Below are 14,550 nucleotides of genomic sequence, written 5' to 3' on the forward strand. Positions count from 1 at the left end.
GCGCGTAAGAGCGCCGGCAAGGCGCCGGCCGGGGTCACTTCCGCCGGTAGCACGCATGAATGACAATATTGCGTCACAGCAATGCGCCGGCGTACTGCGCGCCATTGCCTACGGTTGCTTATCCATCCCGGGGAAAACCAATGTCCGTCGCCCACCCGTCGCGGTTCGCCGTGCTTGCCGTATCCATTGCCCTCGCCCTGTCGGCCGCCGCCGCCCAGGCGCAGGACGCCGACAACCAGCCCGCCGGCAAGAAGAAGCCGGTCGAGCTGCAGGCGGTGACCGTGACCGCCGAAAAGCGCGTGGAGAACCTGCAGAAGGTGCCGATCTCCATGACCGTGCTCACCTCCGAGAAGCTCGAGGCCTTCGGCCAGGCCGGCGACGGCGCGCTGCAGCTGGCCTCGCGCGCGCCGAGCGTGTACGCCGAAACCTCGTACGGCCGCGAATTCCCGCGCTTCTACATCCGCGGCCTGGGCAACAGCGACTTCGACCTCAACGCCTCGCAGCCGGTGTCGATGGTGTACGACGACATCGTGCAGGAGAACCCGATCCTCAAGGGCTTCCCGCTGTTCGACCTGGAGCAGGTGGAAGTGCTGCGCGGCCCGCAGGGCACGCTGTTCGGCCGCAACTCGCCGGCCGGCGTGATCAAGTTCGAATCGCGCAAGCCCAGCCAGGAAACCACCGGCTACGCCCGCGTCTCCTACGGCACCCTGGGCACCGCCAACGCCGAGGCGGCGCTGGGCGGCGCGCTGAGCTCGCACTGGTCCGGCCGCGTGTCGGCGCTGGCGCAGCACCGCGACGGCTGGATCGACAACGACTACACCGGCAAGAAGGACGCGCTCGGCGGCTACAACGACCGCGCCGTGCGCCTGCAGGCGCTGTACGAGAACGGCGACTTCAGCGCGCTGATCAACACCCACGCGCGCTGGCTCGACGGCAGCGCCATGGTCAACCGCGCCAACGCCATCCCGATGGGCGAGAACAGCTTCGCCCCGGGCTTCAGCCGCGACACGGTGTACCAGGACGGCCGCAACAAGCAGCACCTGTTCACCTGGGGCAGCAACCTGCACCTGAACTGGAAGCTCGGCGACTACACCTTCACCTCGATCACCGGTTTCGAGAAGGCCACCACCTACAGCCTGGGCGACGTGGACGGCGGCATCGCCATCCCGCACGACCCGAGCCAGCAGAAGGCGGTGACGCCGTTCCCGTCCGAGACCGCCGACGCTTTGCCGCACGACCGCCAGCTCACCCAGGAATTCCGCCTGGCCAGCAATCCGCAGGACCGCCTGAACTGGCAGGTCGGCACGTACTACTTCCACGAAGACATCGCGATCAACAACTACGACTACGCGACGCTCAACAACCACGTGCTGGATGGCTACGCCAAGCAGCAGCAGCGCACCAATGCGTGGGCGGTGTTCGGCTCGGCCGACTACCACATCACCGACGACTTCGACGTGCGCGCCGGCGCGCGCTACTCGCACGACTCGCGCACCTTCCGCGTCGACCGCCTGCTCTCGCCGATCGGCGGCGGCCCGCTGACCCTGGGCGCCGAGCCGCACGATTCGCGCTGGAGCGGCGACGTCACCGCCACCTGGACGCTCAATCCCAACCTCAACGTGTACGCCCGCGTGGCCAACGGCTTCCGCGCGCCGAGCGTGCAGGGCCGCGTGCTGTTCGCCGACTTCATCTCGCAGGCGAAGCCGGAGACCATCACCTCCTACGAGCTGGGCCTGAAGAGCACGGGCATGGACAACCGCGTGCGCTTCAACGCGGACGTGTACACCTACAACATGCACAACCAGCAGCTCACCGCGGTGGGCGGCGACATCAATGTCACGCGCCTGTTGAACGCGAAGAAGACGCAGGGCTACGGCGCCGAGTTCGATCTGGAGGCCTACCTCACGCCGAACTTCATCGTCACCGCCGGCGGCAGCTACAACCACACCGAGCTGAAGGATCCGACGCTGGCGGTGGCGCCTTGCGGCTCCGGTTGCACGGTGCTCGATCCGCTCAATGCCTCCGGCAACGCGCTGGTCAACGGCAACGACCTGCCGAATGCGCCGCGCTGGATCGGTACGCTGACCGCGCGCTATGGCATCCCCTATGGCGACAGCGGCGAGTTCTTCGTCTACACCGACTGGAATTACCGCAGCGATGTGAATTTCTTCCTGTACGAGTCGAAGGAGTTCCAGAGCAAGCCGTTCCTGGAGGGTGGCCTGCGGCTGGGCTACAACTGGGGTTTCGGTAAGCGCGAAGTGGCGCTGTATGCGCGCAATGTGACGAACAAGAAGGTCATCACTGGCGCGATCGATTTCAACAATCGCACTGCGTTCGTGAATGATCCGCGGGTGGTGGGTGTGGAGTTCCGCACCGAACTCTAATGGCGGCTGGGCGCCGCGGCCTTTTTGTGGCGGCGCCCTCCTTGCTCGTCATCCCGGCGTAGGCCGGGATCCAGTAACGGTATCGCTCGGTTTTTGCGGTGACGCGAACTGGCCGCTTATGCAGCGGGCATTTCGGACGCCTGCCGGCGCCCGAGTCACTTTTTCTTTGCTGGCCCAAAGAAAAAGTAACCCAAAAGAAATGGCCTAAGAGCCAAGGCTCGCGACGCGACTAGAAGGAGCGGTGGACGTCTGCGGTAACCGGATTAACCTGGGTCTACACGAAACCACAGTGCGTTTACGTAGCGGCTGCTTCAACGTGCCGTGGCCGAGAGGACGTTTAAGAACCGGGGCCAGCTTTGGTTCTTCGCTCCTGCCTACCTCACGCTTTCACCCCTCTCCCCTCCGGGGAGAGGGCAGGGTGAGGGGTCGGGCGGAGCGTAACGTTAAATCTTGCCGTGACGTAGGTTGGGGTGAGCCGCAGGCGAACCCCAACACCCGCACCTTCACGCGCCTCGCCATGTTGGGGTTCGCCTACGGCTCACCCCAACCTACGCCGTGCGCTTACGCAATGAACAGAGCTAAAGCTAAAAGCTGGCCTCAATCACTGAACATCCTCTCGGCCACGGCACGTTGAAGCACGCGTTACGTAAACGCACTGATGTTTCGTGTAGACCCAGGTTAATCAGGTTACCGCAGACGCCCACTGCTCCTTCTAGTCGCGTCGCGAGCCTTTGCTCTAAGGCTATTTCTCTTTGGTTACTTTCTCTTTGAGCCAGCAAAGAGAAAGTGACTCGGGCGCCGGCAGGCGTCCGAAATGCCCGCTGCATAAGCGGCCAAGTCGCGACAACCCCACCTAGTCGCTACTGGATCCCGCCCTACGCCGGGATGACGAGCAAAAAGCAAGCGTCTAAGCCGCGATATCGCAACATCTGGCGACACAACCAGAGGGGGGCCGGCAGGGGCCCACCCCAGCCCATGCAATCCCCCCTGCGGCATGCCAATATGCCGCCCATTCCGTCGTGACAAGGACGCCCGGAGGGGGCCCCGGCGCCGGAACTCACGCGCGGGAAACCTATGCGGAACACGAAGTGGTCGCTGATCGGGGGCGAAGGACTCGCCCGAACCTGGGCCTGCGCCCTCGCGCTATGGCTGGCCGCCACCGGCGCGGCCGCCGCAGCCAGCCTCGACGCAGCCCTGCTGCCGAAGATTCAGGGCGCCACCTTCGAAGTGGTCGCCGCCAAACCCGCCGACGACCCGCTCACCTACGAAAAGGCGTTGCCGCTGGACCTGCTCCCGTTCCAGGAGCGCACCGACAAATACCACTCGATCGGCACCGCCTTCGCCATCGGCAAGAACCAGTTCGTCACCGCCGGCCACGTGCTGCTCACCGGCGTGGACAGCCTGTGGGGCGCGCCCTCGCTGCGCGACGCCAACGGCAAGGTCTATGCGATCGACAAGATCGAGAAGTTCGACCTGCGCAAGGACTTCGTGGTGTTCACCGTGTCCGGCAACCCGGGCCCGGAAACGCTGGACGTCGACACCAAGCCGGTGCTCAACCAGGAGGTCTACGCGGTGGGCAATGCGCTGGGCACGGGCGTGGTGATCCGCGATGGCCTGTATACCTCCGATACGCCCGAGCAGCAGGACGGCGCGTGGAAGTGGATGCGCTTCTCCGCCGCCGCCTCGCCGGGCAACAGCGGCGGTCCGCTGCTCAATAAGGAAGGCAAGGTCATCGGCGTGGTGCTGATGAAGTCGGCCAACGAAAACCTCAACTATGCGCTGCAGATGGGCGAGGTGCTCAATGCGCCGGCGCAGGCGGTGATGGACAGCCGCGTGCCGTTCCGCTTCGACATCTTCAGCAGCACGCTGAGCAACACCTTGAAGGGCCAGTTCGCGCTGCCGCTGGGCGTGGCTGAATTCTTCAAGCGCTACGAAGCCGTGTTCAACGGCTATATCGACAACCAGCTCAAGGAAATCCTGAGCCGCGATACCGACAAGCTGTTCCCGCGCGGCGACGGCTCCAACCAGCTGCTCTACGGCGCCTCCTGGATGAATACCGTGCCGGGCCTGATCGTGCGCAACAGCGCCGGCGAATGGGGCCTGGTGGAGAAGCAAGGCAACCGCATGTCGCTGGCCGCCAACGGCTATGTGCAGGCGGGCGTGTCGGGCCATAACTTCCTGCTGCATCTGCGCCGCCCGGACAATCTCCCGGCGGACAAGCTCTATAACGACCCCAGCGCCTTGTCCGAGCAACTGTGCAAGATGGGCATCTTCATGCGCCCGGTCGGCTCGGAGCAGGTGCGCATCACCTCGCTGGGCAAGCCCGCCACCGACAGCGTGTATGTCGACCACTCCCAGCGCCGCTGGCAGCTGCGCGTGTGGACGCTGCCGTTCGCCAATACGCGGGTGATCACTTTCGCCCTGCCGGTGCCGGACGGCTACGCCATGCTGATGCGCTTCGCCTCGGCCGACGACAGCTACGACAACCTCGCCGACATGCGCGCCCTGCTCGACTACATGTCGGTGGGCTACGAGGGCTCGCTGGCGCAGTGGAAGGATTTCCTGAAGAACACCGCCCTGCTGCCCGATGCGCTGAAGTCCGTGCATATCCAGGCGGATTACCAGCAGCGCTTCAGCTACAGCTCCAATCGCCTGGCCTTCTCGGTGACGCCGCAGCTGCAGAAGATCGAGCCGGAAAGCACGCTCACCTTGGGCATGGGCTTCGTGCCCGACCATGGCAAGGTGGTGTGGGACGTCAACGCGGTCTCGCTGCGCGCCAACCCGCAGGAGTCCGACCGCCTGCATATCGAGCGCAACGTGGTGCCGCCGGCGGCGCTCGACGACGACGCCAAGAGCTACTGGGACAAGCTGCTCAAGCGCCGCCACCCTTACGAGGGCACGGCGTACTCGGCCAATGGTGAGACGCGCATCGGTGCGCCGGCCAGCGGCGCGGGTGCGACGCCCGGCGTGGTCTATTCGGTGTTCTATGCCATGGCCGGCTCGCAGGGCCAGGACAGCATGAAGCCGAAGCTCGATCTGCTGATGAAGGATCTGAAGGTGACCGAGCAGTAAGCCGCGCTCTGACGCTTAAGCCCTTCTCCCCTCGGCGACCCGAAGGGAGAAGGGTTCTATCTCCAGGCTTTGTCTCAAGGTTTGGCGCCCGAAGCCGCCGGCGCCGGCCGCGTCAGCGACTTCAGATAATTGGCGACATCCTCTTTCGACACCTGCCCGCGATGCTCGCGGTCGATCTGGTCGAAATGCTTGGCGATGAACGGCACGTTGCCGTTCTGCGCTTCTTCCTTGCTGAGCAGGCCATCGTGGTTGCGGTCGGCCGCGTCGAAGTTCTTCACGGCGACGTCCAGTTTTTTCGCCATATAGCCGAGCCCGGTCTGGGCGGCCACGGGCGCGGCGAGCGCCAGCGCGATGGCGGCGATGAGAAAACGTTGGCGCACAGGCATGAGCTGCTCCTTTCCGGTGAGTAGGCCCGGTGGCGCCGGGCGATCGGGTACCGCGGCGGTGCAACGGGATACAGCATAGCCGCGTATTGGAGATAACTTTCGGACATCGCCCGTCTACGCATCGCCAAGGCATGCGCCTAAGCTGGTGCGCGTTCGTCTCGGAGCCTCTCGGTCATGTCCCTGCGGATCCTTCTTGCCGACGATCATCCCGTCGTGCGCATCGGCGTGCGTTCCGTCATCGAAGCCCACGAGGCTGGCAAGGTCGTGGCCGAGGCGGGCACCGTCGACGAGCTGCTCGCCCTGCTCGCGGAACAGGTCTTCGACATCCTGGTCACCGACCTGTCCATGCCGGGTCCGTTGAACCCGGACGGCTACGCTATGATCGAGCGCATCTGCCGCAACCATCCGGACCTGCCGGTGCTGGTGCTAAGCATGACCAGCAACGCCAGCATCCTGCGCCTGCTGCAGACCGCGGGCGTGCTCGGCCTGCTCGACAAGGCCTCGTCGATGGCCGAGCTGCCGACGGCGATCCAGGCCATCCGGCGCGGCAGCGTCTACGTGAGCGCGCCGTTGCGCAAGTTGCTGGCGCAGGCGGGCCTGCGCCGGCCGCATGCCGCGGGCCAGCGCCTGCTGTCGCCGCGCGAAGTGGAAGTGCTGCGCCTGGTCGCCAAGGGCATGCGGGTGAAGGAGATCGCGCTGCAGCTCAACCGCGGCATCACCACCATCAGCAAGCAGAAGAGCGACGCGGCGCGCAAGCTCGGCATCCGCAACGATGTGGAGCTGTTCGACTTCCTGCGGCGCGAGGGTTTTTCCGGTTGAACATTCCAGCAAGCAAGGATCGCCGCACGATGCATCCGAGGCTTGACGCGCAACCTATTCACGCATGGTGAAAAGTCACCATAAGCGGTTGCGATGTGAGGCGCGGCGAAGCGCCGTTCGGTGGTAATCGGATTGCTCCCAAAAGTCCGTCGAAGCCCGATATCGGCTCATTTTTACAATTCGTACTATGGATGGAGCCGCAAGTCGTTTCCTATGATTCAGCCGTCCAAACCCGCACGGGATGCGTCGTAACTAGCGAGGCAGGCATCCCGTGCGGGCAGCGCATCCGCTTTGCGCTGTCCATCCATCGCGAACCTGACATCGACATCGCCGGAAACAGCGATGGCGGACAGGTATGCCCTGAACAAGGTGGAAAGCGCCGAAGTGGAATGCTCCCAAAGGTCTTTGTCTTCGTGGCATGGCCGACGGACGACGAAGAAGGCCGCGGAGGCGGCAGACAAGCGAACCAACCGATCCACTTCATCCAATGGAGCAACCATGAAGCACATCAAGACAGCCATCTTCGGCTTGGCGCTCGCCGCCACCGCTGGTGCGGCCAACGCCGACCAGGGGCTCATCACCTTCACCGGCGCCGTGTCCGACAGCACCTGCGTGGTGAGCGGCGGCAACGGCAGCAACGGCGCTTTCGGCAACTTCACCGTGGCGCTGGATCCGGTCAGGACCACCGCGCTGGATGCTGCCGCCAAGACCGCGGGGCGCAAGGGCTTCGAAGTAGTGTTCAGCAACGGCCAGGGCGGTTCCTGCGCCACCGCGGCGATCACCAAGGCGCATTTCCGCTTCGTCGGCAGCAGTCCCAGCGTCAATATCGATGGCCGTATGAAGAACGTGCTCGGCCTCACCGGCGCGGCCAATGTCGACCTGCAGATGCTCGATGAGAGCAACGCGGTGATCAATCTCACCAATCACACGCGCAAGGACGTCACGCTCGCTACCACCGGCCCCACGGCCATCAGGTATGGCGTGCAGTACTACGCCACCGGCGTGGCCACCGCGGGCAATGTCCGTTCGGACGTCATCTACGAAGCCAGCTACGACTGAGCCGGTTTCATCTCCGCAAGCGGGCGGCATCGCGCCGCCCGCGATCCATCCGAACGGAAAGCCTATGGAACACATGTTACGCAGCCGCCTGGCCGGCCTGCTTTGGCTGGTCTGCTTATGCGCGGGCCGCAGCGAGGCGGATGTTGTCATCCTGGGCACCAGGGTGATCTTTGCCTATCGGCTGGCCGCGTGGCGATTGCGCGGGCATCTGCGCAAGGACGGCGGCGACTTGTGGACACGAGCGGCCAACTATCACTCGCGCACGCCCCGGCACAACGCGCGCTACCGCGAGCAGCTGATGCGCAGGGCCTGGCGTTGGAGCCAGTGGCTGCGCAGGCAGTTCAACACGCACAGCATCGACGACATCCGGCCGCCCTCGCCGCCGGCGGACCACCGCATCGGCCAGCCTGGTGAAGCCAACATGGCCGGCGTTCGAAACCATGGAGATCATCCCGCATGGCCTTGACCCGATTCCTGTTCCTCGCCGCGTGCGCTGCCGCGGCCTGCCATGCCCGTGACGCAAGCGCGGCGTGCACCGTGACCTATACCCCGCCCTTCATGGTCAACCGCACGGACGGGATCGTGGTGGATGGCGATCTGCCAGCCGGCGCGACCATCCTGGCTACGGCGGCGGACAGCGCTACCGCAAGCATCAACTGCTCGGCGCAGACCACGACCGAGGTGAGCATGGAGCTGCAGGGCGACGGGCTGGTCGATGGCACGGTGCGCGAACTGACCGTGGGCGAGCAGCGCTCCGGCGTGGGCATCCGGCTTTATGCCAAGGTCCCCGGCGATACGGGCTACACGGCATTGCCACGCAAGGTGACCAGGACATTTGCCGCCGGCGCATCCACGTGGCAGACATTTTTCTACGCAGAGTACGTGCGCACCGGCGGGCCGGTGCGATACGGCCATGCCGATACCGTCGTCAACGCCCGCCTGGGCCGGATCCTGGTGCCGGACATGACGGCCTTCCCATTCAACCGGATCATCAATCCGGTAACGATGGTGCACCTGGAACTGATCCGCCCGGCCTGCTCGATCGAAACCGGTTCGCTCAACCAGGAGGTTTCGCTGGGGAATTACACCGCTTCCGACCTGCGTGGCGGCAAGGTCACGCCCGCGTGGCAGGCGTTCAAGCTGACCATGGCGTCCTGCGCGGATCCGGCGGGCCTGCTGACCGACGTCACCTTCGGCACCGCGGCGGATGCCGACGCCAGCCATGCGGATCTGTTCGCCATGAACGCCAACGGTCCCGGCGGCTACGGCATCGCCATCGAAACCGGCGATGGCGCCGCGCGCATGCGGCCCGGCGTGTCGCGCGGATTCGCCGCGGTCGGCACGGGCTCGAGCTATGCGTTCCGCGCGCGCCTGGAGCGCAGCACCGGCAACATCACGGCAGGACGCATCCAGCGGCCGATCGCCGTGCGCGTCACCTTCCGCTGAGATGGCGCCGTGCCGGTCGCGCTACGGCAACGGACCGCGGTGTGCCGGCATCGCCTGTTTCGGCGTGCTGCTGGCGGCGCTGATCCTGCTGGAGCTGGGCTACGCCGCGGGCCTGCGCCTGAACCTCACGCGCAGCCTGCCGCCGGGCCTGTACCGGGTCGTGGACCGGCCGGTGCAGCGCGGCGCCTACGTGCGCTTCTGTCCGCCGCGCTCCGGCAGCATCGCGCTGGCCATGGAGCGCGGCTATCTGCACGAGGGCGAGGCCTGCGGCAATGGCTATCTGCCAATGCTCAAGCGCGTGGCCGCGGTAGGCGGCGCATGGATCAGCGCACAGGACGACGGCGTGCGGGTGGATGGGCGGCTGCTGCCGCTGAGCGCGCATCGCGCGGTGGATGCCGCCGGCCGGCCGATGCCCCGGCCGGTGGCGGCGCAGCTGCGGTTGGCGCCGTCCCAGCTGTGGGTGATGTCCGACACGCATCCGCTTTCCTTCGACAGCCGCTATTTCGGGCCGATCGAGCGCGCCTGGGTGATGGAAGTACTGGTCCCCGTCGCGACGTGGGGGCCGGGCGGCACGTGGTCCGGCCAGCGAAGCGGCCTGGCCATGCAAAAGGCCAGCATCCGTTCGCGGCGTTTCCTGGACAGCGGGATGGAGTGACAGCGGGATGGAGTGCATGCGTAGCTTCATGGTTTTTGCCTTGTTCGCGGCGGTGCTTTCCGGCTGCCATTCCTCGGACGATGCGCACGTCGAACCGGCGGTCTCGCCGCCGATGCCGGAGATTCCCGCCGCCACGCCCGCCGGCGTCGCCGCGGATGCGGCCGCTCAACCCACCGCCGAGGACGCCCGCGACGCCGGCATGGACATGGTGGCCGCGCGCGACGTCTGCCGGCTCCCCGCCCCGGCGCTGGCCAGGTTCGCGGCGTACAGCGAATGGGTGGTCCAGGGCGATGCGCAGCGCAAGGCGATCTTCGTCGGTGCGGCGCAGGAGGCCGCGCAGCTGCATGCGTCGATGATCGGGCAGGGACGGCAGGAGGCTTATCGGAAAGCGACCTGCGAACGCGTGCGGCGCATCCTTGCCGTGCTTGAGCGGGACGGTGCATCGGAGCGCGAAGGAAGCGCGCGATAGGACTTGCGTGCGTTGCGTCGCCTTACCCGCCGCGTGCGGCGCTTGCGCCCAGGCGCGCCGCCAGCGCACCCACGGCGGCGCGCAGGCCTTCGGGTCCGCGCACGCTGAAGTCGAACGGCTGCCGCGCCAGCTGGCGGGCGAACCAGTCCAGTCCGTCGACTTGTGCGCGCAGCAGCACGCCGGCTTCCGTCGGCTCGAACAGGCCCATGGTGCCGCCCAGCCGCTCGAGCGCATCGTCCAGCGTGGTATGCAGCAACACTTCGACGCTGTGTTCGCGCGGCAGCGTGGCCAGGCTGAAGGTCAGATGCGCCACGGCGTCGAAGTCGCGCGGGCGCACGAACAATGTCGCCTGCGTCACGACCTCCGTGATGCGGTCGAGCCGGAACGAACGCAGGCCGCGGCGCAGATGGCAATGGCCGACCACGTACCAGAAGCCACCGGTGTGGGCGAGGCCGTAGGGATCGATCTCGCGCTCGCTGTCCACGCCATTGGCCGCGCGATAACCCATGCGCACGCGCCGGCATTGCTGCGCGGCCGCGCTCAGCGCGAACAGCGTGTCGCTGGTGCCCGCCGCCGCCGAACGCGCCAGGTCGAGCATCACCGTGTCGGCCACCGCGCGCGTGCGCGCCATCAGCCGCTCCGGCATCACGCGTTCGAGCTTGGCCTGCGCGCTGGCCACGGCCGCGGATGCTTCGGTCAGCCCCATGCTGCGCGCCGCCAGCAGACCTACCGACAAGGCCAGCGCCTCGTCGTCGGTAAACATCATCGGCGGCAGCTTGAAGCCGGCCACCAGCAGGTAGGCGCCGTGGCGGCCGCGTTCGGCGGTGATCGGGATGCCCAGTTCTTCCAGCGCGGCGATATAGCGGCGCACCGTGCGGCCATCCACGCCCAGCCGCTGCGCCAGCTCCACGCCGCTGATGCGGCGATGGGTCTGCAGCAGTTCCAGCACGGCCAGGGCGCGGGTGGCGGGGCGATACATGGCCGCAGCCTAGCGGATAAACAGGACCGTCTTCGCCCTGATTCGACCCTAGGCTGAAGCCGTTACCTCACGAGGTCGCCGCCATGATTCCTGCCGTGCAGCTGGGCCTGTTCTTCCTGCTGGTGCTGGGCATCGTGGCCCTGCCCGGCCTGGACATGGCCTATGTGCTGGGCAGTTCGCTGAGCGGCGGGCGCCGCGGCGGCCTGGCCGCGGTGGCGGGGATCATGGCCGGCGGCGCCTGCCACGTGCTGCTGACCGGGCTGGGCGTCGGCGCGCTGCTGCAGTGGTCGCCCGTGCTGTTCCAGGCGGTGTTGTGGATCGGCGCGGGCTACGTGGCCTGGATCGGCTACGGCATGTGGCGCAGCGAAGGCGGCGCGCTGCATGCCGTCGAGGTGGCCGGCCAGTCGCGCTGGACCACCTTCCGCCGCGGCGCCGTCACCTGCCTGCTCAATCCCAAGGCCTATCTGTTCATGCTGGCGGTGTTTCCGCAGTTCATGCGCCGCGAGCAGGGGCCGCTATGGCCGCAGGCGGCGACGCTGGGCGTGGTGATCGTGCTGACCCAGCTGGCGGTGTATGGCGCGCTGGCGTGTGCGGCGGGCGGTGCGCAGCTGTGGCTGGCGGAGCGGCCGGGCTATACGCGGGTGGCCTTGCGGGGGGTGGGGGCGTTGCTGATGGGCATCGCACTGCTTACCGCGGCCGAAGGCATTCGCCGCCTTCTCTGATGGCATCAACGCCTCCCGCTCGTCATTCCGGCGCAGGCCGGAATCCAGTGGCGGTGCGCTGCATTGAGCGTGGTGCTCCAAGGCGTGCTTTTGAACGTTCCCACGACAACCCAGTGTTGTCGCTACTGGATTCCGGCCTGCGCCGGAATGACGAGCGGCTTTCACTCCGCCGGCAGGCTGTAGTCGAAGGTGTAGGAGTGCGCACCCTTCGCGTCGATATGGATCGCCAGCGTCCCGCTCAGCCCTTGCAGTTCGCCGCTGCCGGAATCGGGCACTACCGTTACCGACAAGGCCGGCGCGCCGCGCGTCATGGTGGCGCTGTGCATCAGCACGAAGCTGCCCTGCCTGCCGCCCAGCGTGCCGGTGACCCGCTCCAGCGCCACGTAGGCGCCGGAGCCGGTGTTCTTGTCCATCACCGCCAGCATCTCGCCCAGGCTGCTGCCTTCGAGGTCGCCGTGGAACTGCTTGTCGATGGTCTGCCGGCCCAGCGCCGCGGCTTCGGTGCCGGGTGCGGCGGGCTGCGGTGCGAGCTTGACCTCGAAGCTGCCTTGGGCGTGCTTCATGCGATTCTCCGACAGGTGTGATGCGGCGGGCGCCATCGCCAGCACGGCGACGGCGACAAGCAAGGGAAGCCGGGGGAACATAGCGTGCTCCGTCAGTGCATGGCCATTGCAACAGGAAGCCCTTCCCGATGATTGGAAAAACGCGACAGCCATGAGCGCCAAGGCTCCCGAACCGCGCGGCGTGCTGCACCCGCGCCTGCCGCAGGGCGAGTTCCGCCACGAGCGCCGCCTGCCCGGCGCCGCGCTGGCGGGGCTGGTCGAGCATTACTGGTTCGTCGCCTGGGACCTGCGCGGCCTGCCGCCGCAGACCCAGGAAACCTTGCCGCATCCGAGCGTGCATCTGGTGGAGGGGCGTATCCATGGCGTGCACCAGGGGCGCTTCGTGCGCGTGCTGGAAGGCCGGAGGCAGGTGTTCGGCATCAAGTTCCGGCCGGGCGGCTTTCGTCCGTTCTACGCAGCGGAGGTGGCGAAGCTGATGGACGCGTCGATGGCCGCCGGCGATCTGTTCGGCGCCGACGCCCACAGCTACGAAGCCGCGATAGCCGCCGCGCTTGAAGTCGACGACATGGCCGCTGCCGCCGAACGGATGTTGATGGCACATCTGCCCGCGCCCGACGCCACCGTCGACCGCGTGGCCGCCCTGGTCGCGGACATCGCCGCCGACCGCTCCATCACCACGGTCGAGCAACTGTGCGAACGCAGCGCACTCAACGCACGCGCCCTGCAACGCCTGTTCAAGAACTACGTCGGCATCGGCCCGAAATGGACGATCAACCGCTACCGCCTGCACGAGGCGATCGCCCAGCTGCAGCAAGGCCAGTCGGCGGACTGGATCGAGCTGGCCCTGTCGCTGGGCTACTTCGACCAGGCGCATTTCATCCGCGACTTCCGCGCCCTGGTCGGTTGCACGCCCGCGCAGTACGCGCGGCGCCTTCAGTCCACCGGATAAGGCATCTCGCCGAAGCTGGTGGCGTGATAGCCCTTGGCGCCCACCGCCACGGCCAGCGGACTGCGGAAATCCCGGTCCGCCGCCAGGCAGTTCAGCACGTGGGCGAAGTGATGCCGCGGCTGCCAGCCCAGCTCATGCCGCGCCAGCGCGTTGACGTAGACGCGATCGACGCGCGGAAACATGCGCCAGCCGCGCGCGCCGTACAAGGCCTCGAACGACGGAAACAGCCGCCGCAGCACGGCCGGCGCATCGCAGTGCAGCAGCGCCAGGTCTTCCGGCGCGAACGGCGTGGTGGCGCAGAGGATATAGCGGCCGAAGCCCAGCGCCGGCAGACGCTCCACCGCCAGCAGATGCGCGTTCGCCACGTCTTCGATATCCGCGCGGCGGTACAGCAGCTCGTTGGCCTGCGCATTGGCCAGCGTGTAGGCGGCGCGCTTGCCCGCATCGTCGTCCGCTTCGGGAAAGAAGCGCGACGTGCGCAGCACCACCACGGGCAGGCCATGGCGCCGGTGATACAGCTCGCACAACTGCTCGGCCGCGAGCTTGGTGGTGCCGTAGATATTCTTCGGCACCGGCGCCACGCTCTCGGTGATCCAGGCCGCCGCCGCATCCGCGGCCGGCGTCAGCGCCGCGCCGAACACGCTGGTGGTGCTGGTGAAGACGAAGGCGCGCACGCCGGCCGCCAGTGCTTCGTCCAGCAGGGCCAGGGTGCCGCTGATATTGGTGTCGACGAAATCCTGCGCCGGATGCGTCGCCACATGCGGCTTGTGCAAGGTGGCGGTGTGGATCACCGCGCTGATGCCGCGCATCGCCGCGCGCACGAAGGCGCGGTCGGCGATATCGCCGGTGTGCCGCGTGAATGGCGAGGGTTTCAGGTCGATGCCGACGGCCTCGCGCGAGGCGGCTTGCAGGCTGCGCATCAGCGCTTCGCCGAGATGGCCGGCGCTGCCGGTCACCAGGATGGTCATGGCTTGCTCCCGTGCTGCTGGGAACCGGAGCGTAGCGAGCGGCGCGGCGTGCCCGCCACGCATTAAATATGCGCGGCGC

General features: G+C 66.9%; 14 protein-coding genes and 1 pseudogene. 10 read left to right on the plus strand and 5 right to left on the minus strand.

The genetic code is table 11. The features are described 5' to 3' along the window. Window positions 1-140 precede the first annotated feature (140 nt). Together FHW84_RS04595 and FHW84_RS04600 are read left to right on the plus strand one after the other, a co-directional pair. Complete coding sequence (locus FHW84_RS04595; protein ID WP_167252961.1) at window positions 141-2,384, plus strand: TonB-dependent receptor; 2,244 nt, start codon at window positions 141-143, stop codon at window positions 2,382-2,384. 1,074 nt (window positions 2,385-3,458) lie between these two features. After that, a complete protein-coding gene (locus FHW84_RS04600) occupies window positions 3,459-5,456 on the plus strand; it encodes a serine protease (protein ID WP_167252962.1) in 1,998 nt (665 codons plus the stop codon). Window positions 5,457-5,530: 74 nt separating this feature from the next. Here the strand turns inward: FHW84_RS04600 and FHW84_RS04605 are convergent, their stop codons facing one another. Next, window positions 5,531-5,842, minus strand: coding sequence for an EF-hand domain-containing protein (locus FHW84_RS04605; RefSeq protein WP_167252963.1), 312 nt, complete (start codon window positions 5,840-5,842; stop codon window positions 5,531-5,533). A 174-nt stretch (window positions 5,843-6,016) separates the two neighbouring features. Here FHW84_RS04605 and FHW84_RS04610 point away from each other — a divergent pair, with 174 nt between their 5' ends. After that, window positions 6,017-6,661 carry a response regulator transcription factor gene (locus FHW84_RS04610; RefSeq protein ID WP_167252964.1) on the plus strand — a complete coding sequence of 215 codons (645 nt, stop codon included), beginning with the start codon at window positions 6,017-6,019 and terminating at the stop codon, window positions 6,659-6,661. Window positions 6,662-6,879: 218 nt separating this feature from the next. On the opposite strand, the gene FHW84_RS04615 is transcribed toward FHW84_RS04610, so the two are convergent. Further along, entirely contained in the window at window positions 6,880-7,182 is a 303-nt protein-coding gene (locus FHW84_RS04615) for a hypothetical protein (protein ID WP_167252965.1), read from the minus strand. On the opposite strand from FHW84_RS04615, the gene FHW84_RS04620 reads away from it, so the two are divergent. The 5 genes and pseudogenes from FHW84_RS04620 (at window position 7,160) to FHW84_RS04640 (ending at window position 10,290) form a co-directional block, all read left to right on the plus strand. Further along, window positions 7,160-7,720: a type 1 fimbrial protein gene (locus tag FHW84_RS04620; protein WP_167252966.1), complete on the plus strand. Its 561-nt coding sequence runs from the start codon at window positions 7,160-7,162 to the stop codon at window positions 7,718-7,720. The genes FHW84_RS04615 and FHW84_RS04620 overlap by 23 nt on opposite strands. A gap of 169 nt (window positions 7,721-7,889) precedes the next feature. Next, a pseudogene (locus FHW84_RS23165) lies at window positions 7,890-8,069 on the plus strand (conjugal transfer protein TrbN); the annotation flags it as partial. Between the two features lie 188 nt (window positions 8,070-8,257). Next, a complete protein-coding gene (locus FHW84_RS23455) occupies window positions 8,258-9,166 on the plus strand; it encodes a fimbrial protein (RefSeq protein ID WP_167252967.1) in 909 nt (302 codons plus the stop codon). A gap of 1 nt (window position 9,167) precedes the next feature. Beyond that, window positions 9,168-9,821, plus strand: coding sequence for a conjugative transfer signal peptidase TraF (gene traF / locus FHW84_RS04635; protein WP_167252968.1), 654 nt, complete (start codon window positions 9,168-9,170; stop codon window positions 9,819-9,821). Between the two features lie 16 nt (window positions 9,822-9,837). Further along, a complete protein-coding gene (locus FHW84_RS04640; protein WP_167252969.1) occupies window positions 9,838-10,290 on the plus strand; it encodes a hypothetical protein in 453 nt (150 codons plus the stop codon). Between the two features lie 22 nt (window positions 10,291-10,312). Here FHW84_RS04640 and FHW84_RS04645 read toward each other — a convergent pair whose 3' ends face one another. After that, window positions 10,313-11,269: a YafY family protein gene (locus tag FHW84_RS04645; RefSeq protein WP_167252970.1), complete on the minus strand. Its 957-nt coding sequence runs from the start codon at window positions 11,267-11,269 to the stop codon at window positions 10,313-10,315. Between the two features lie 83 nt (window positions 11,270-11,352). Between FHW84_RS04645 and FHW84_RS04650 the strand changes: the two genes are divergently transcribed. Beyond that, on the plus strand, window positions 11,353-11,991 hold the full coding sequence (locus tag FHW84_RS04650) for a LysE family translocator (protein ID WP_167252971.1): 639 nt from the start codon (window positions 11,353-11,355) through the stop codon (window positions 11,989-11,991). A gap of 161 nt (window positions 11,992-12,152) precedes the next feature. On the opposite strand, the gene FHW84_RS04655 is transcribed toward FHW84_RS04650, so the two are convergent. Further along, window positions 12,153-12,554 carry a DUF3224 domain-containing protein gene (locus FHW84_RS04655; protein WP_167252972.1) on the minus strand — a complete coding sequence of 134 codons (402 nt, stop codon included), beginning with the start codon at window positions 12,552-12,554 and terminating at the stop codon, window positions 12,153-12,155. Window positions 12,555-12,705: 151 nt separating this feature from the next. Here FHW84_RS04655 and FHW84_RS04660 point away from each other — a divergent pair, with 151 nt between their 5' ends. After that, complete coding sequence (locus FHW84_RS04660; protein WP_167252973.1) at window positions 12,706-13,503, plus strand: AraC family transcriptional regulator; 798 nt, start codon at window positions 12,706-12,708, stop codon at window positions 13,501-13,503. Here FHW84_RS04660 and FHW84_RS04665 read toward each other — a convergent pair. Further along, window positions 13,488-14,471 carry an NAD(P)-dependent oxidoreductase gene (locus FHW84_RS04665; protein ID WP_167252974.1) on the minus strand — a complete coding sequence of 328 codons (984 nt, stop codon included), beginning with the start codon at window positions 14,469-14,471 and terminating at the stop codon, window positions 13,488-13,490. The two genes, FHW84_RS04660 and FHW84_RS04665, sit on opposite strands and share 16 nt — an antisense overlap. Window positions 14,472-14,550 lie beyond the last annotated feature (79 nt).

It is taken from the genome of Dyella sp. SG562, assembly GCF_011759495.1.
Taxonomy (GTDB): Bacteria; Pseudomonadota; Gammaproteobacteria; order Xanthomonadales; family Rhodanobacteraceae; genus Dyella_D; species Dyella_D marensis.